Source organism: Arthrospiribacter ruber, assembly GCF_019343195.1.
GTDB classification, from domain to species: Bacteria; Bacteroidota; Bacteroidia; order Cytophagales; family Cyclobacteriaceae; genus Arthrospiribacter; species Arthrospiribacter ruber.
On record NZ_RPHB01000011.1, the window covers coordinates 1 to 17,619 of the forward strand.

Consider the following 17,619-nt stretch of genomic DNA (forward strand, 5'->3'; position numbering starts at 1 on the left):
AATAGTAAGAGGGAAAGAAAAAAAGCCTGTGGAGTTCGGCGCCAAAGCCCACATTCTTCAGGTTGATGGCCTTACTTTTATTGACAAACTGGATTTCAATGCCTTCAACGAGTGTACCAGACTTAAGCTGTCGGTAGCCAAACATAAAAGGTTTTTCGGCCCTGCAAAACAGCTTGGAGCTGACAGGATCTATGCTACCAACAAAAACCGTGTATTCTGCACTGGAAAAAAGATTTTTACCTGCTTCCCTAAAAAAGGTCCTAAAAAACTAAGCAAAGCTGAAAAAAACCTGAGCTCGGAAATATCCAAACAGAGGGCCACTGTTATGGAAGGTGTTTTTGGAACAAACAAAAACTTTTACGGTCTGGGTAAAATCAAGGTCAAAGGGGAAAAGAGGGAGAAGCTGATGATTTTTTTTGGTATTATGACGGCCAACGCTGTTCTGATCGCTAAAAGAAGGAAAGCCAAAGAAAGTCCAACTAAGCAAAAAGCAGCCTAGAAAAGCATCCAAAAAGCAACTTTATGGGATAGGTGTGCCCATACGGAAAATCCAGGTCATTTTCATACAATACCTGACCGTTAATTGTACTTTTTCAACCCTAAATTGACTCCTGGATCAAGGGTCTTATACATAAAAAAAGAAAGTAGGATTTAGTTTCAACCCTACTTTCTAATTCCGGAGGAATTTTCCAAGAAGCCCTAATTAAACATTCACCAGATAAGCAAACACCATTGCTTTTTGAAATAGAGTATGGCAAAATAAAGAATGTGAGATCTATCAAGTAGATTAAACATCCCTTGCAGTCTGGATGGTTATCAAGAAATCTCCATCCCGACTCTTTCCAGCAATGCCTTGGTAGCCTTGATCCCTTCTACTTCTGATAGATCGTTTCCTTCATATTCTATACCTACATAGCCCGTGTATCCGGCATCCTTGACAATCTGCATCATTTTGTAAAAATCTGTTTCCACGCAATTGCCTTCTGCATCAAAGTTATTGGCTTTTGCGCTTACGCCTTTGGCAAAAGGCATCATCTCTTTCACACCCTGGTAGCGGTCGTATTCTTCCACACATTCTCCTTCCCACTCGGTCTCTCCGGAGCGCTTGACACAGAAATTACCGAAATCAGGCAAAGTGCCACAATTGTCCATGCCGGTATTTTGAATGACTTGGGTAAGCCATTGACCATTGGAGGAGTAGCTGCCATGATTTTCCACTATTACATTTATTCCGTGGGGCTTGGCAAATTCTGATAGGTTGCGCAGACCATCTGTGGCCGCGGCCCCCACTTCTTCAGCGGTTCCCCGCCCAAAAGCATTGACCCTGATAGAATGACATCCCAGAAACTTGGCAGCTTCTACCCATTTTTTGTGGTCGTCTACAGATTTCATTCTGGCTTTTTGGTCCAAATCCCCCAAAAACCCTTCCCCATCCACCATGATCAATACGGACTCCATACCAAGGTCATTTACCCTTTTTTTCATCTCTCCAAGATAGTCCGTGTCTTTGGCTTTGTCCTTGAAAAAAGCATTCACATACTCTAAGGCATGAATGTCAAAAGTGTCTTTGGTAAACTTCGCAAAGTCCAGGTTGTCCAGTTCTCCTGCAAAAAGCATCTTGTGCAGCGACCATTGGGCCAATGAGATTTTGAAAAACATGTCTTTGGATGTTTCTGATACAGTTTCTTCACTTTTTTGGCTTGCACCTCCGCAGCTCTGCAGCAAAATTGGGCTGACAGAGGCGCCTATTCCAAGCAGGCCAAGATTTCGGATAAATGTTCTTCTCTGGGCATCGTTCTTCATAGTTTTGTAAGATTGGGTTTTTGTTGATGCCAAAATACCCAATTCCAAAATATGTTGCTAACCTTTCACGTAATTGCAAAATTTCTACATCTGCAATTAGACCGGCTAACCAATTTAAAGAGGGACATAGATTCTTCCTTCGATATTAATAGATATTGGATATTCATAGATATTGGTTTGAAATCATAGGCTTATTCTATTTTGAAGATTCTACTTTTAAGAAGCCGTGAAATTATGAATCAAAAAAAGAGGCAAGACGAAACGCCTTGCCTCAATTGGTCCATCAAATAGCAATGGATATCAACTTAACTTAAATCTGATCGGCAATCGCATTCTGACAGCTACTTCACGGCCATTTTGTTTCCCAGGTATCCAGTCAGGAGATTGACGAATAACCCTGAGTGCTTCCTCGTCACAGCCACCGCCAATACCTCTGAGGATTTCCGGATTGGTTACCCTTCCATCCTTCTGAATTTCAAATACCACGTAGACCGTGCCCTCAATGCCCATTTCTTTGGCTTTATCCGGGTAATGCAAAGTCGAGCCCAGGAATTTACTCCACTCCTCCATTCCCCCTTCGAATTCCGGAGAATCTTCTACTACGTCGAAAATTTCATCTCCAGTTGAAGACAGGGTGTCAACGTCTAAAGGAATGTCCAAAGTCTCAGCAAAATCTTCCTCTTTGCCAGTGTCGCAGGCAAATACAACAAGCATAGCCGCCATCAATGGGAAGGCCAAGAGAAAAAGGGCCTTTTGAATGGCTTTTGGTTTTTCGTTTTTCATCATCATTTTGATTCGTTTTTTGGTTTGAAAATGGTTAAAGTTATTCATCAGCTGTCCGTGACTTTCTGTAATCAAAAGTCCCAGGAGTAATTTGGCATAATCGGTTTTTGGGTAGGTGTGGGTCACTTCCCTGTCAGCTTCAAATTCATGTACTTCTCTTAACTGCGCCTCGAAAAAAGTCCAAACGGGGTGAAACCATAGGATTGCACTGGCGAATTGGAAAAGCAAGAGATCAAGGGTATGCCACTTATCCGCGTGTACCGCCTCATGTTTGACGATCGGGTAGTGGTTTGGGTCCTCTGGGGCATATTCAGGCAGGAATATGTAGTGGAAAAAAGAGGCAGGTTGAAATTCCGGGTGGATGACAAGGCAGATACCATCTTGTTTGATTTTTCTGGACTTGCGGATTTTTTGGAAGGTAAGTAACAAGCCATACCCCAACATGCCAAGCTTCCAGGTAAAACCCAATAGGTAAACTCCTAGCAGAATGGGTATAATACCAATTTTTTGGTTTTGATTTTGGGTTTCTGAAAACTGAAACTCTGGTAGGTTGTAGGATAACAGTGCTGGAGCAAGTTCTGTGTTGTTACTTACAGGAATGGTGAGGAGAGGAAGTACCATTGCGAAAATCAATGCAATGATGAGGTAGGCCCGGTTCCAGGAAAAGAAAGTAGATCTTGCAAGGAAAATTCTGTAGAATAGGTATAGCAGTAAAATGGCCAGGCTTGCTTCCCAGAGGTAATTGAATAATGCGTTCATGATTTGTTAGGGTTTTCGTGCTCATCTATCAGTTTTTTCAGTTCCTCAATTTCCTTATCGGAAACACCTTTTTCTTTTACCATAAAAGAAAGCACGTTTTTGATCGATCCATCAAAGTAGTTTTTTAGGAGACTGTTGAAGCTTTTGCTTCTGTATTGCTCCTGTGAAATGATGGGAAAGTATTCATGGATGTTGCCATAGGTCTTATGGTCCAGATATCCTTTCTTTTCGAGTTGTTTGATATTGGATGCCAAGGTCGTGTAGGGAGGCTTTGGTTCGGGGAGTTCGTTGAGGATATCTCTGACAAATCCCTTTTCCAAGCTCCAAAAGACCTGCATCAATTGCTCTTCATTGTGTGTTAATGGTTCCATAGTTCAAACGTAATACTAAAAAATTAATATTCCTACGAAAAAGTCGTAAATCTACGAAAAAAATGTAATAGGGAGGGGGTGTTTTGTGGGTAACTATTATAATATTAAGGATTTACGATTTACAAAATACGATTTACGAGGCTTTTAGGCTATCATTCCTTCTTGATTCATTATCCGAAATTTTAAAATATTTAAATATCGAACACAGAACATCGAATAATGAATGTTGAAGTATCTTCCTTCCTCCTTCCTCCTTCATCCCTCATCCCTCATCAATTCAACCCTTTCCCCTTCCTTCCAATTCTATTTTTCAAAAATCACTTCCTCACTTGGAACCCTGAATCTTTCTCCGTAGATCCCTTCGGGAAGACCTTTTCCGCAAGCGATGATCATGGAGATTTCGGCGGATGCCGGTAGATCAAGTAGTTTTATTACCCGCTTGGAATCAAATCCTTCCAATGGACAGGTGTCGTAACCCTTGGATTTCATAGCATACATAAAGGTCATGGCCGATAAGGCAACACTTTTGTGAACTGAAATCCTCACATCCGTTTCTGATACTTCCCTCACCATGGGTCTGGAAAGCCCCACTACCCAGGCAATAAGTTGTTTGGTCCCGGACCAAAATGGATACTTGGCATAAAGTCTTGGTATCAACTTCCCATAATAGGCCAATACCTGTTTTTGTTTTTTGGCATTTGAGCCATTGTAGCTTTCTTTCACTTTATCATAATTAGCCTGAGTCGTCTTCTTCCACTTATCTCTCCTTGCCACTACCACCACCAATTCCCTGGCAGTTTTGGCTGCTTTTTGCCTCATGCATATCTCTGCCAATTTGTTTTTAAGGTTAGAGTATTCCGGTACCCTATAAAATTCCCACAACTGTAGGTTGGAGCTATTGGGTGCCAAAGTGGACAGTTCCAGGCATGATCTGACCACATCGTGATCGAAGTCGCCGTTTTGATCAAAGATCCTCACGGACCTTCTTGCCTTTACTACATCAAAAAATCCTGTTTCCTGTATGAAATCCTTCATTTGGTCAATTAATTTAACTAATTGTAAATGCTTTTTTTAGTTTTACTTCAAAGAGTTTTAAAATTACACTAATTTCCCATCAACATTAAATTAGCACTATGGTATTACAGCTGATCAGACTGGAATTGCTCAAAAGCATGCGGTCTACCTCCTTTGCCAAGTCAGCACTGGTGGCGATTTTTCTGGCCTTCTTGGCAATCGTACTTTTGGCCTACGTCCTGCTTTTGGGGATTGTTCTGAAAGATGTTTTGGAAAAAGTGCTCGAAAGTCAGGATGCTTATGCTACGCTGAGTGGAGGATTGATTTATTTTTTCCTTTTTGAGTTTATGTACCGGTATTTTACACAGCAGCTGCCTGTGATTGAAATGGAGCGTTTTTTACACCTTCCAATCAGCAAAAGCAAGATCATACATTTTCTTTTGGGAAGGTCATTTATTTCTCCGCTCACGCTTATAGTGCCGCTCTTATTTGGGCCATTTGCTATCAGGGAAGTATTGCCACGATTTGGAGATGTGGCAGCCATTTCTTGGATTGCTTCGGTGATCCTGACCAGTTGGTCATTGCATTGGCTGATGCTGTGGTTCAAGCAGAAATTTGAAGACAGCCTTATGGGTATAGGGATTGTGTTTGCAGTGCTCCTTTTGGGAGCAGGCTCCAATTATCTTGGCTGGTACAACTTAGGTGAAATCCTCCGTCCGGTGTTTGACTGGTCATTGACTTCTCCTCTCCCGGTACTGATCATGCTGGGTGTATTTGTGGGCATGTACCAGTTGGCTTTTATGTACTACCGCAGCAACGCCTACCTGGAAGACCTTACCGAGGAAGAAAACATCCGATTTGTCAATCAGGAGCTTGGTTTTCTGTCAAGATTCGGTCTGGCAGGTGAATTTGCCAATCTGGAATGGAAACTCATTATCAGGCATAAAAAGCCCCGTACCTACCTGATGCTGGCAGGCTTCTTTTTGTTATATGGACTGATATTCTATACCAATCCACAATACAAAACTGAGGAAGGTTTCAACCATTTATTTGTCTTCGTAGGTTCCTTCATCACTGGCATATTTATGCTGCAGTATGGTCAGCTCTTTCTTAGCTGGAATTCAGCCAACTTTGATTTTTTTCTACAAAAAAGAGAGGGAGTCGAGGCTTTGGTGATGGGAAAATACCTGCTTTTCGTAGTTGTTTCGGTCCTATGCTTACTTGCTTCCATTCCCTATGCCTATTTTGGCTGGGACATTCTTTTGATCCATGTGGCCGCATTCTTTTTCAACATGGGTGTGGTGATGCACATGGTGGTCTATCTTTCTCTTTGGAAGCCGAAGCCTATGGACCTGAATAAGGGCGCTATGTTCAATTACGAAGGGGTTGGGATTGCCCAGTTTTTGATGATTATCCCCATGATGGTGGCTCCTTATGCCATCTACCTTCCTTTTGCGCTGATCTTCAGTCAGTACATCGGCTTAGTTGCCATGGCCATTGCAGGAATGGCTGGAATAATTGCATTTAAACCACTTTCCAAGCTTTCGGTAAAGCGGGTACTCAATAACAGATATGAAATCTCATCCTCATTCAGACAAGAAATATGATAGATATTCAAGGACTAAAAAAACAATATAAAAGCACCGTGGTACTGGATATTCCGGAGCTTTTCATCCCCAAATCCGAGTGCTTTGGCTTGGTGGGTAACAATGGTGCGGGAAAAACCACCTTATTTAGGATCATCCTTGATCTGGTACGGGCGACCGAAGGCAATGTGCGCATTGATGAAGAAGATGTCAGTCAGACTGAAAACTGGAAATGGAAGGTAGGGGCTTATCTGGATGAACATATGCTCTTATCTTATCTCACCCCAGATGAGTATTTTGAAGCCTTGAGGAAAATTTACAGGCTTTCAGAGGATGACCTGAAATTGCATTTGGCGAGATTTGAAGAGCTGTTCAATGGGGAAATTTTAGGGAAAAAGAAATATATCCGTGACCTCTCTAAGGGAAATCTTAAGAAGGTGGGTATCGCGGCAGCCATGATGGGCAACCCTGAGGTGGTGATGCTCGATGAACCTTTTGAAAACCTCGATCCAAGTTCACAAAACAGGCTTAAGAGACTGGTTCTTCATGAAAAGGAAAATTCTCAGGTCACTTTCCTGATTTCCAGTCATGACCTCAATCATGTGACCGATATTTGTGACAGGATTGTATTGTTGGAAAAAGGCAATGTAATCAAAGATATCAAGGAAAAAGCGATCATGGTAGATGAGCTGAATGCCTATTTTGGAACCTAAATCAGAACAGGTTTTTGAAGAGTGTTCTGAACAGGAAAAAATAATTGTATCGTGAAAGAAGAAAGAAGGTCTTTTTTGAAAAAACTGGGTATGGCTTCCTTAAGTGCAGCGCTGGGGACTGAGATTGTATTTGCGGGAAATTTTCCCACAGGATATGTGCCAGTTGGCTTAGCCGAGCAGGATTCTCTCAAATCCTTGGGTAAGGATCCAGCTTTGAAAGTATTGAATGACCGACCGTGGAACGTGGAGACACCCATCCACCTGCTCGATGACAAGGTTACTCCGGCGGAGAAAATGTTTGTCCGCAATAATGGACTTTTGCCTGAAAACATTGATGCATCTGCATGGACTTTGGCTGTGCAGGGTGAGTCGGTGCCTGAGGAAAAAAACTATACTTTGGCAGAGCTTAAAAGTAAATTCAGGCAATATACTTATCAGCTCACACTGGAATGTGGTGGCAATGGACGTGGAGAATTTTATCCCCCCGCTGAAGGCAATCAATGGGGACAGGGAGCTGTTTCCTGCGCCTTATGGACCGGTATCAGACTCAGTGATCTTCTCCGAGATGCCGGGGTAAAAAAGGACGCGGTGTATGTAGGCTATTACGGTGCAGATGCCCATTTGAGCGGAGATCCTAAGAAGGAATCTATTTCTCGGGGTATTCCCATTGAAAAAGCCATGCAGGAAGAAACATTAATAGCTTTTCAGATGAACGGAAAGGACATTCCTTTGGCACATGGTCATCCCTTGAGGTTGGTGGCGGGAGGCTATCCTGCTTCAGTTTCGGGGAAGTGGCTGAAAACAATTGCCGTGAGGAATAAAGTCCACGACGGTTCAAAAATGGAATCCCCTTCTTATAGAGTTCCCATTGAGCCAGTGGAGCCAGGGGAGAGAACCTCAGATGACAATATGCGGATTATCGAATCCATGCCGGTCAAATCCATTATTACTTTTCCCAAGTCAGGAGCTGAATTTCCTTTGGGCAGGACTTTGGATATCAGGGGACATGCTTGGGCAGGAGAGGAATCAGTCAGCAAAGTGTCCTACTCCATAGATTTTGGTGTGACCTGGCAGGCATGTACATTAGAAAAGCCGGTCAACAGATTTGCTTGGCAGCATTTTCAGGCCCAGATCAAGTTTCCTAAAAAGGGATATTACGAAGTTTGGGCCATGGCCACGGATGACAAGGGGCGCAGCCAACCTATGGTTGTTCCCGGATGGAATCCCAAAGGTTACCTCAATAATGCCTGTCACAGAATTGCAGTCAAAGTAAGCTGATTATGGGGCAGGAGGAGATCAGGAAACTTTTGTTAACCATTACTTCACTTGGCGTACTTATGCTTGGGCTTATAGTAATGGCAATAGCTCTTGTGCTGACTGTTCAGTTTCAACCAAAATGGCTTGAATCATGGTTTTCCCAACCTGAAAAAAAGGAGGTGTTGCTGGCTGAAGAAACAGAGGAAGAATGGACTTCTGAGCGCTTGGAAGAAGTAGGCTTGGTGGAAGGGGAAGGCTTACAGTTGGTTTTGGCCAACTGCACAAATTGTCACTCTGCCAAGTTGGTGACGCAGAACAGGTTCACCCGTGAAGGCTGGCTTCAAGTAATCCGTTGGATGCAGGAAACCCAGGGTTTTTGGGATTTGGGTCAAAACGAGGAGGCCATATTGGATTATTTATCCACTCACTTTGCTCCAGAACCAAGAGGGCGGAGAATGCCACTTGAAGTGGAATGGTACAGCTTGGAGTAGGGGGTGTGGCGTCATCGTATTCTATGTCGGGAATTATTTCACGCCAAGGCGCCAAGGGAATTTGGCCCGCAGATATCGCTGATTCCGCAGATGGCACAATTTCCACCGTGCTTTAGCCGAAATAATAATTAAGACAACAAGGGAAAAGCGGCAACTGGCACATTCCTCTATTTGCCGATGCTAGGCCTTTAGCGGGTTTATGATCAATCGTAAAGGATAAGCTTGTTGAAAGCCCAAAAATAACTTTGCGTCATTGCGAGAAATAATGAAAGGTTTCACGCAAGGGCGCCAAGGCGCTATGGTTTTTTTCCGCAGATGGCACAATTTCCACCGTGCTTTAGCCTAAAAAATAAATAAGGCAACATGGGAAAAAGTGGGGAATAGTGCATTTCTAAAATTGCCGATTCTAGGCCTTTAATGGCAATATGTTCAATCGTATTGAATAAGGTTTTTGAAAATCTAAAAATAACTTTGCGTCATTGCGAGAAATAATAGGTTTCACGCCAAGGCGCAAAGGCGCTATGGTTTTTTTCCGCAGATGGCACAATTTCCACCGTGCTTTAGCCTAAAAAATAAATAAGGCAACATGGGAAAAAGTGGGGAATAGTGCATTTCTAAAATTGCCGATTCTAGGCCTTTAATGGCAATATGTTCAATCGTATTGAATAAGGTTTTTGAAAATCTAAAAATAACTTTGCGTCATTGCGAGAAATAATAGGTTTCACGCCAAGGCGCAAAGGCGCTATGGTTTTTTTCCGCAGATGGCACAATTTCCACCGTGCTTTAGCCTAAAAAATAAATAAGGCAACATGGGAAAAAGTGGGGAATAGTGCATTTCTAAAATTGCCGATTCTAGGCCTTTAATGGCAATATGTTCAATCGTATTGAATAAGGTTTTTGAAAATCTAAAAATAACTTTGCGTCATAGCGCCTTAGCGAGAAATTAAGAAATGTTTCACGCAAGGGCGCTATGGGTTTTTCTCCCAAGGCATATTTCTAATCTCTCGCTACTCCCCAAATCAATCCCCCATACTGATATTGATAAAGCTCGCTATTCCAAATCTGACACCGGCCCTTTGGAAGTTGCTGTTTTCAAAGCCCGCTCCCATTTCCAATCGGAAAATCCGGAACAGGTTGTCCAAAGAATAGCCTACTTCCCAATAGTGCGGCGATTCAGCGGTCTTGAGGTAGTTGAAGAAGATGTTTTCCCTTAGTCCTGAAAAACGCAACATGGGCAATTGGGTGAACAGGAACTTTCTGAACTGGTAATGGACAATGGCTGAGACATATTGGCTCTGGGTGGAGTATTGGTAATAATCCAAAAACCTGAAATTGTCTGCTACGCCCATATTGGCAAAAATGGTCCTATTGCCGCCAAAGTGTTTGAAATCCATAAAGTACACTTGCGAGTTGTTCAGAAAGGTACCTGCGGTCAGGTTGAAATCAAGTTTGCCACTCACTCCAAAATTGAAAAAATGTTCCAGATTGGCCTCCAAGCGGTCAAATGAAGCAGCCCCGGGACTGTTGAGTACAGAACCAAAACCCTTAGAATACTTCAGGTTGATCAGTGGGGCAGATTCATAAATGGGTCTTTTTCTTCCATTTCTGATATAATACTTCATTCCCGGCCTCCATTCCAAAGACAGGTCCCCGATCAAAGCTTGATGATCCTCAAAATTTTCAGGGGAGGCCTCCACATTTTCAGGACGGTTGGGCGTGTAGACACGCTCAGGTCTGTTGTACCAGCTGTAATCAGAATTGTTGAAGAGTTCCCTCCTGTTGGCATAGGTCAAGGTAGTCCGGTAAGTGACTTTGTCGTTGACCCGATGATAGAGATAGCCTTTGGCAAAATCCTGCTCATACAGCTTCATGTAGTTTTGTCGCAACAATAAGGAATATAGGGCATTCACCTGTTCCTGTATGGGGTTGTCGGCATTGAACTGGAAGATGTAAGAGCCACCGGTCAAGCCGAAAGTCAGTCCCATTTCTTCTTTGGTAATGGCTCTTCGGATATCCAAGGTGCCATAGGATTGCTTGCTGGCAAATCCGTACCTGAATTCCGGGCTAAAAGTCAAAGACCTGGTGTGACGGCTTACCGAGTCAGCCATTTTTTCAGAGCTGAAAATCCTGTAGTAAGCACCTAAACCCACTTTGAATCCTTCTACAGTGTTGAAAGAAAATTTTGTCAGGTTATTGCGGAAGCCAAGCCTTCTGCCTTTTCCAAAATCGTAGGCTCCTCCAGTGACTATATCCAGGGGTTGGAATTTCCTCCTGGCTTTTCGGGCTACAGAATCAACTTTGGATTCTTTTGCTGCTTCGATGACGGCAAGGCTGTCGTCTCTCTGGTATCCTCGGACTTCTTCTTCAGTCAATTTCACAGGCCTGATGCTGTCCCAATAGGAAAGGCTTCTTTTGGTCGCTAAGGAGTCGACTTTATAAGTTCTTTCCGAAAGTACATCCGCCTCTTCCCGTTCTTTTTGGGCTTCTTTTTCGTATTCATTGACCAATTTCCTGAAATCTTTTCGGGTGATCTTTTCAGATTGGGCCATTTGTTCCATGGCCGATAGGCTCTTGTCCAACTTGATGTCTTTGGGAACCTCATCTATCTTTTCGTCGATGATGGTAGTCTCTACAATCAGGTCAGGATTGAGGGTGATGTCATAATCCCTGGTAGAGGCCAGGTATTTGAATTCCCCGGCAAAACCGAAGAATTTCCCTCCAAAAGTATAAGTGTGGGTGGATGGCATCCATACATTTTCAGCCACAGGTTGATACAGCTGTTGTACTCCTATCTGGAAGCCTAATAAGGAAGTCTTTAGGTCCAGGCTGTGAATGGCCCAAAGGTTTTCAATGATGTAGATATGCCCTTCAAAAACCCTCTCACCTCTTGAACGGGGGGTCACCCTGATCCTATTGATCATCACATCACCTTCTATGAAGGAGCCTTCATATTTGAATTTGTAGTAGGCAAAAGCAGATGGAGCCAGGGGAGAAATGGCTTCGTTGATTTTTGGGTTGTAAAAACTCGTGGCGATGTATGGGGCAGGGGAGGTCTGATTGTTGTCTCCGGAGGTACGGATGCTGATGACTGTTTCTTCTACCTTATTGGGTTGTTGGAAGTGGATTTTGGATACGGATTCGGAAGTGTAGGCTTCATTTAATTTGAATCCGTCTTTTTCAATTTCTTTTTTAAGGAAAAAGGGGGCATTGGTCAATTTTCCGGTTCCTTTCAAGTAAACCATCATGCTGTATTCCTGCACCTGTAGCCTGTGGAATTTGGCTTTGGAAATGGCTTTGCGCATGATGGTCAGGGCAGGATCTTCCTGTCCGGTCCTGACTTCTACTTCCTGAAGGGCATAGGTCTGTTCTTCTAGGCCGAAATCCAAGGTAGCCCAGCCATCTTTCACCTCAACAGTCTTTACCTGTGTGGCAAAACCCAGGTATTGGGCGACCACATCATAATAACCCGGCTTGAGTTTGATTTCATAGTCTCCGTTTTGGTTGGCCGGAACTCCATCTCCTGTATTTCTGATGTAAATGGACGCAAATGGCAGTGCATCACCTGATTTGGAAGTAACGCTTCCCCTGATGCCCTGTGCAGAAATGTCGTGCAAATTGAGGGAGAAAAGTATAGCTAAAAAGCTGATAGCAAAGGCTTTTTTCGTTGCGGTCTTCATAGATTGGCTTAAGTAGTCGAAAAATAAGTTATTACCTTGGAACGGCATACGAAAGGCTAAGTTTTTGGGAATATTTAACTTTTTCACTTGCCCATCCGCTTTAACCTTCACTGATATTCAAAACTTTGCATAAGTAAAACCCACTAACCACCTGCTGTTTCGGCAGGTGGTTTTTTAGTATTTCTTTGGGGCAAAGAAATAGTGTTTAAATGTAGGTTTTTGTAAAGGTTTTTGATCCAGTATTACATGAAGAATTCACAAAGTCAGATCTCTCCCAAATAGACCGAATCGGAAAGGATTATTTTCCCTTTATACCATTTTTGGCTTTGGACTGTTTGCCCGGTGCGGAGCGGACATAGGTCACTCCGTCCACTTTATAAAAAATCCGGTTACCAACCCTGCCTTCAATGGCTGATGCAAGTGTGCCTCATACTCTTCCCATATCAGTGTCTGCTTGAAGTGAACTATGAAGATAAGGATAAATTCTATTATGTCAATTGTATAAGTAGTTGATATTAAAAGCAATCTAAGAGCATTTTAATAATCAATAATAAATGCTGTAGAAATGCATTTGGATTGGTAAAGTAATGGTCAAAGGTTTAATATTCTCAAGTTTAAACTTCCATGAATATCCACCTGGCCTCTAATGGTCTAAAGATGTGTATTACATAAAACAGGGAGCAACAAATACTTTGATTTAAAGTGGTGTTAAGCAGTTATTGTTTTTAGCTGTGACAGTTTAAGATTGTTTTATGTCAGTTGTTTATGGGTTTTTCTACGAAATTCATTTTCAGTAGCATAAATCAATAATCCGATATCAATCATCTTCGGCAAGAAATAGGTGCAAGTTGCTTGTTCCTGAAATCCGTCCCACTCTGGTTCAAAACCGAAACCAAGACAGTTTGTAGTACATAAATCAATGAATTCCATCCAATTGTCTAAGGTTAAAATTTGTTTGATTCTTTTTATTAATTTAAATGGATTTTCCACTTCTTTCGCACTTAGAGAAGATGGATAGGCCAGCCATAGCATTTCATTGTTCTTTTTTGAAATGGAATCCACTCTTTGTAAAAATCCTTCAGATAAGCTATAGGATGAGTTTTTGAATTCTTTTTTTCTTTCTTCCAAGACATAAAGGCTGACAATCACTTCCCTGATAAGTTTAGCTAAAAACAAGGTATAAGATGGTTCTTTTTTGAAAGTCTCATGAGGAAATACCAAAAAAGAAGATTCCAAAAATAGATTTACGTTATTTTTATTATACGCTAGGTCGCAATAGCCAAAAACTATCTCTAAGCTTTTAATTGGGTCTAATTCTTTAGCAAAGATAATCCATTCATCTTCAATCTTGATTATTCTCATCGGTTTGATGGTTAGGTTGAAATTCTCTTACAAATATTAAATAGCAAGCTTCCAGCAGTCCTAAGAAGTATTTTGAATCAATCAAATAAATATCGTCATATCCTATGAGAGAAGTTTTTCTGATGCTGAACTCAAGTAAAACATTCCAGTGCTTGATCCATTTTTTTAAGGACTTGTGATAGAAGAAAGAGTTTAAAAACAGGTTTGGATTCTTAATTTCTTCTTTAGAAAGACTATTTGGTAAGAAAGGAATCCGGTCCAGCAATTCCGTTTCGGATTCTATTGACTTTTTATCAATTAAATCCTTCCATTCGGGATTTTCAATATTTATGTTTTGATGCTTTCGAAACAAATAAAAAGAGGCAAAAATGAGCTTGTTAAACTGGCTTCCAAAGTATAACAGTGAGCCAGGAGACTCTTTTGGGAAACTTATGTTGTATGAAAAAGCATTTTTAAGAATAACTTGTAAATCTGATTTCCAATAATCGAATTCTGCAAATTCAATAAACAATTCATTGAGGGTGGACTGACAATCTTCCCGTGATCGACATTTATTCTTTGAGGGCAATAGTTTGAAGAAAATATCCATACTTGCAATTTTTAGCTTTTATTTTCCTTTTCAGTTGATTTAAAAGTTCTTACATAGACCAAATGGCAAGAATCTAGTATGATATTATAGATCAAATAATTCAGTAGATGATCTTGATAGAATTTGCTTTCTGCCCTTATTCCGAAGAGTGCACATTTATAGGTTTGGTCAAATGCTTGAATCATTTCTCCTAAACTCTTTTCTGCAAACATTACTTTTAGATTCTTGATCGGATCAAGGGAATCGGAAGGATCTGTAGCGGAAGGGAGAAAGCCTTGGATATTGTTGAACCTTTTGCTTTTTTCCAAAATGTGTTTGGGAACCATATTGATTTTGGTTGTGGTCTCTACTACAGTAGAAGGGATGTCATTTTTAGATATTATGTAGGCAGCTTCGATTAGTTTTTTAAAATGTTTTACAAATAAGAACATGTCGCTCAGAGATTTCCAATCAGTTACCTTTCCCTCTGCTGTAGCCTTTAGATAGATCATGTTTAGCTGATGTCTAGACTCGGGAATGGGGTAAAAGACATGGAAGAAATCCTGGATCAAGTCAAGAGGCTTTTCTTTTTCTTCATCAGAAAGCATAGAGGTAAATGTAGGCGCAGATACAGGAGAGATTACTTCATCTGTAATAATAGTCCGGCTATTCTCTCCCAAATTGTAATTGATAACGAGCATGGCAAAATAGGATTTAGTGAAACATGCCTTCAATTTCATCTGATCCATGATGCTAAAAAATTCAAGCCAAGGATATTTTATTCTAGGCTAATTCTAAGAAAGACCTAGAATTTATCTTTTTCTATTATCTTTAAACCAAAGCATTCTTTTTCACGATGACCACACAACAATACCTAGAGAGCATTCGAAAACGTTTTATGCTCGGCCATGCTACTGAACATTCTTTTAGAGGAGACTTACAACAACTGATAGAAACGGACAGGTTGATGAAGGAAGTGGATGGGGTTTCGGAGGTGTGACCCATTTGAATTTCCTTTAAAATAACTTTTTGAAAAAACAGTTTTAATCTATAGTTTAGGTAATTCTTTTAAGTAACACTCAATCAGTCTGTTAAATTTTATTAAAATAAAATAGAATGTTTTTAAATAATTATAATTCATCTTATATTTGTAGCAACAGTACCCGTCACGCTTCCCATAGATCAGCGCACCAGGACGGGTCATTTTATTTTTTAGGGTATGGAGTTTGACAAAAAACCTCTTGCTGTTGAACAACAGATCCAACTGCTACAGGAGAGAGGTATGACTATACCGGAACTCAAAAAAGCATCTCTTTTTTTAACGAATATTTCCTATTATCGCCTTAGTGCATATTGGTATACCTTTTTACAGAACCCCAAATCCGAACATGTTTTTATTCCTGGAACTACATTTGATAAAGTCCTCAACACCTATGTGTTTGATAGAAAACTTCGGCTATTAATTTTTGATGAAATCGAAAGAATCGAAATCTCACTTAGGACTAAGTTGATCTATGAATATTGCCTTGAATTTGGCAACAATTGGTATGAGAATAAAAGTTTATTTAAAGGAAAAGATACTTATTATTATAAACTTCAGGAATTATTGATTTCTGAGATGAACAAAACGAGTGAGGTTTTTATCAGGCATTACAGAAGGAAATATTCATCCCCACCTAACCCCCCTGCTTGGATGGCTTTGGAACTAGCTTCATTTGGTCAACTGTCTATGCTTTTTAAAAATCTTAAACCAAATTCCGTAAGAAAAAGGGTCGCAGCTCATTTTGGAGTAGATGAAATAGTTTTGGAATCATGGTTAGAGTCTTTATCCTATGTAAGAAATGCATGTGCCCATCATATGAGACTTTGGAATAGAAAACTACCAAAAACACCAATAGTCCCTAAAAACCCTCAATACATCTGGTTGGAAAAAAATCCGAATTCAAAGGACGAAAATAAAATCTATTTAACCCTCTGTATTATTGGTTACCTTTTGGCAAGAGTAAGTCCAGGAAATAGTTTCAGCAAAAAGATCAGTAACTTATTATCAGATTTTCCTGAAATCCCCAATCATTATATGGGTTTTACTCCAAATTGGAAAAAAGAATATCTTTGGGGTAGATAATTGACGAACAGATTTACAAAAATAATCTTGTGGAATATTTGAAAATAAAAACGGTTAAGGATCAAATGATGCTGATAAGCTTACTTCAATAAAATCAATGACTTTGGATGGTAAAGTTGGACAGTTGATGGGATGGTTTAGGCTGAACTTAGATATTTTAAAATTTGAGATTGAAATTATGAACATAAACGGCGGTACGCTAAAAGGAATTTATAATCCGGAAAATATTGATCATTTTAAGTTCGTCTTAATGAAGTTGAGCGTAGTCGTAGATGATTTTGCTAAAGACATGGTTGGTTCAGGCAAAGCTTTGAATTTACCCCAACAGGTTTTTAATAAACTGTTGCTCAGAACCCGATCAAATTTGGTAGCCTTGATTTGTTTATTGGACGTATACAAAGAGCAGTCCTTTATATTTCATTCTATTTAACATATCTATAGGACGCTTCTTGTTGATTTTCTTAATTTTTGTTATTTGATGTCATTCTTTGATCCTGAAGAGCCAGATTTCTCCTCTTTTAAGAACGAGTACGATTTCTTCAATAGGGATTATTTAAAATCCCTTTTAGAAATGGATGAAGTAGAGAGATTAATTCCTCAGGAATGTCCAATGTATGATATTGCCAATAAGAGTCAAGAAAAAAGGGAACAAAACTTAATCCAGTTGAAGACCTATTTTGCCCACTTGTATAGGAATAGCAATATAAATGGTGAAATAAAAACAGCAGAAGAGCTAAGGGTTAATTCGAAAGACAGCTTGTTTGAGAGTAAAGACGACAGGGTTAATCCAAAGATAGCGATGTTAAGTGAAAAGCGTAAGTTTCGACGTATATTGAAATCAGACTATAAGGAGTATGCTGATATATTCATCTACTATAAATATTTTACCCAGCAGTATCATTTCTCAGGGCATTCCAACTTACATGCTGGTCAAGACTCTTCGGATGAAAATTACCATAATCTCGTTTGGTGTACATATAGGATGACGGATTTTGTTAAATTACAAATTCAAGAGATTGTGGGAGATAGGAGGTACGAAGAAAAAATTCATCAAATACAAACTCAACTGACAGATTGCCTCAAGCCAACAATTCAAGATTAAAGAAGGTT

16 protein-coding genes and 1 pseudogene are annotated in these 17,619 nt (G+C 40.5%); 9 read left to right on the forward strand and 8 right to left on the reverse strand.

What is annotated here, in order from left to right; translation table 11 throughout:
- A pseudogene (locus EGN73_RS19685) lies at positions 1-499 on the forward strand (transposase); the annotation flags it as partial.
- A gap of 317 nt (positions 500-816) precedes the next feature.
- Here EGN73_RS19685 and EGN73_RS19690 read toward each other — a convergent pair.
- From EGN73_RS19690 to EGN73_RS19705, 4 genes are all read right to left on the reverse strand, one after another.
- Positions 817-1,803, reverse strand: coding sequence for a sugar phosphate isomerase/epimerase family protein (locus EGN73_RS19690; protein ID WP_219293557.1), 987 nt, complete (start codon positions 1,801-1,803; stop codon positions 817-819).
- A gap of 300 nt (positions 1,804-2,103) precedes the next feature.
- The gene (locus EGN73_RS22620) at positions 2,104-3,345 is read right to left on the reverse strand and encodes a TonB family protein (protein ID WP_246611677.1); all 1,242 of its coding nucleotides are present in this window, start codon (positions 3,343-3,345) and stop codon (positions 2,104-2,106) included.
- On the reverse strand, positions 3,342-3,716 hold the full coding sequence (locus EGN73_RS19700) for a BlaI/MecI/CopY family transcriptional regulator (RefSeq protein ID WP_219293558.1): 375 nt from the start codon (positions 3,714-3,716) through the stop codon (positions 3,342-3,344). The genes EGN73_RS22620 and EGN73_RS19700 overlap by 4 nt, the downstream gene beginning before the upstream one ends.
- A 303-nt stretch (positions 3,717-4,019) precedes the next feature.
- Positions 4,020-4,751 carry a nitroreductase family protein gene (locus EGN73_RS19705; RefSeq protein ID WP_219293559.1) on the reverse strand — a complete coding sequence of 244 codons (732 nt, stop codon included), beginning with the start codon at positions 4,749-4,751 and terminating at the stop codon, positions 4,020-4,022.
- A gap of 98 nt (positions 4,752-4,849) precedes the next feature.
- On the opposite strand from EGN73_RS19705, the gene EGN73_RS19710 reads away from it, so the two are divergent.
- The 4 genes from EGN73_RS19710 to EGN73_RS19725 all read left to right on the forward strand — a co-directional run bounded on the left by EGN73_RS19710 (position 4,850) and on the right by EGN73_RS19725 (position 8,777).
- The gene (locus EGN73_RS19710; RefSeq protein ID WP_219293560.1) at positions 4,850-6,337 is read left to right on the forward strand and encodes a DUF5687 family protein; all 1,488 of its coding nucleotides are present in this window, start codon (positions 4,850-4,852) and stop codon (positions 6,335-6,337) included.
- The gene (locus EGN73_RS19715; RefSeq protein ID WP_219293561.1) at positions 6,334-7,029 is read left to right on the forward strand and encodes an ABC transporter ATP-binding protein; all 696 of its coding nucleotides are present in this window, start codon (positions 6,334-6,336) and stop codon (positions 7,027-7,029) included. The genes EGN73_RS19710 and EGN73_RS19715 overlap by 4 nt, the downstream gene beginning before the upstream one ends.
- 90 nt (positions 7,030-7,119) lie before the next feature.
- Positions 7,120-8,307, forward strand: a complete 1,188-nt coding sequence (locus tag EGN73_RS19720; RefSeq protein WP_219293769.1) for a sulfite oxidase — start codon at positions 7,120-7,122, stop codon at positions 8,305-8,307.
- Positions 8,308-8,309: 2 nt separating this feature from the next.
- Positions 8,310-8,777, forward strand: a complete 468-nt coding sequence (locus EGN73_RS19725) for a cytochrome C (protein ID WP_219293562.1) — start codon at positions 8,310-8,312, stop codon at positions 8,775-8,777.
- 1,019 nt (positions 8,778-9,796) lie between these two features.
- Here EGN73_RS19725 and EGN73_RS19730 read toward each other — a convergent pair.
- From EGN73_RS19730 to EGN73_RS19745, 4 genes are all read right to left on the reverse strand, one after another.
- The gene (locus tag EGN73_RS19730) at positions 9,797-12,454 is read right to left on the reverse strand and encodes a DUF5686 and carboxypeptidase regulatory-like domain-containing protein (protein ID WP_219293563.1); all 2,658 of its coding nucleotides are present in this window, start codon (positions 12,452-12,454) and stop codon (positions 9,797-9,799) included.
- A gap of 750 nt (positions 12,455-13,204) precedes the next feature.
- On the reverse strand, positions 13,205-13,816 hold the full coding sequence (locus EGN73_RS19735; protein WP_219293564.1) for a hypothetical protein: 612 nt from the start codon (positions 13,814-13,816) through the stop codon (positions 13,205-13,207).
- Entirely contained in the window at positions 13,797-14,405 is a 609-nt protein-coding gene (locus tag EGN73_RS19740; RefSeq protein WP_219293566.1) for a hypothetical protein, read from the reverse strand. Before EGN73_RS19740 ends, EGN73_RS19735 begins: the two co-directional genes overlap by 20 nt.
- An 11-nt stretch (positions 14,406-14,416) precedes the next feature.
- Positions 14,417-15,133: a hypothetical protein gene (locus EGN73_RS19745; RefSeq protein ID WP_219293568.1), complete on the reverse strand. Its 717-nt coding sequence runs from the start codon at positions 15,131-15,133 to the stop codon at positions 14,417-14,419.
- A gap of 107 nt (positions 15,134-15,240) precedes the next feature.
- Here EGN73_RS19745 and EGN73_RS19750 point away from each other — a divergent pair, with 107 nt between their 5' ends.
- The 4 genes from EGN73_RS19750 (at position 15,241) to EGN73_RS19765 (ending at position 17,611) form a co-directional block, all read left to right on the forward strand.
- Positions 15,241-15,384: a hypothetical protein gene (locus EGN73_RS19750; protein WP_219293571.1), complete on the forward strand. Its 144-nt coding sequence runs from the start codon at positions 15,241-15,243 to the stop codon at positions 15,382-15,384.
- 219 nt (positions 15,385-15,603) lie between these two features.
- Entirely contained in the window at positions 15,604-16,509 is a 906-nt protein-coding gene (locus tag EGN73_RS19755) for an Abi family protein (protein WP_219293573.1), read from the forward strand.
- Between the two features lie 103 nt (positions 16,510-16,612).
- Positions 16,613-16,939: a hypothetical protein gene (locus EGN73_RS19760; protein ID WP_219293575.1), complete on the forward strand. Its 327-nt coding sequence runs from the start codon at positions 16,613-16,615 to the stop codon at positions 16,937-16,939.
- 141 nt (positions 16,940-17,080) lie between these two features.
- On the forward strand, positions 17,081-17,611 hold the full coding sequence (locus EGN73_RS19765) for a hypothetical protein (protein ID WP_219293577.1): 531 nt from the start codon (positions 17,081-17,083) through the stop codon (positions 17,609-17,611).
- The last annotated feature ends 8 nt before the right edge of the window (positions 17,612-17,619 follow it).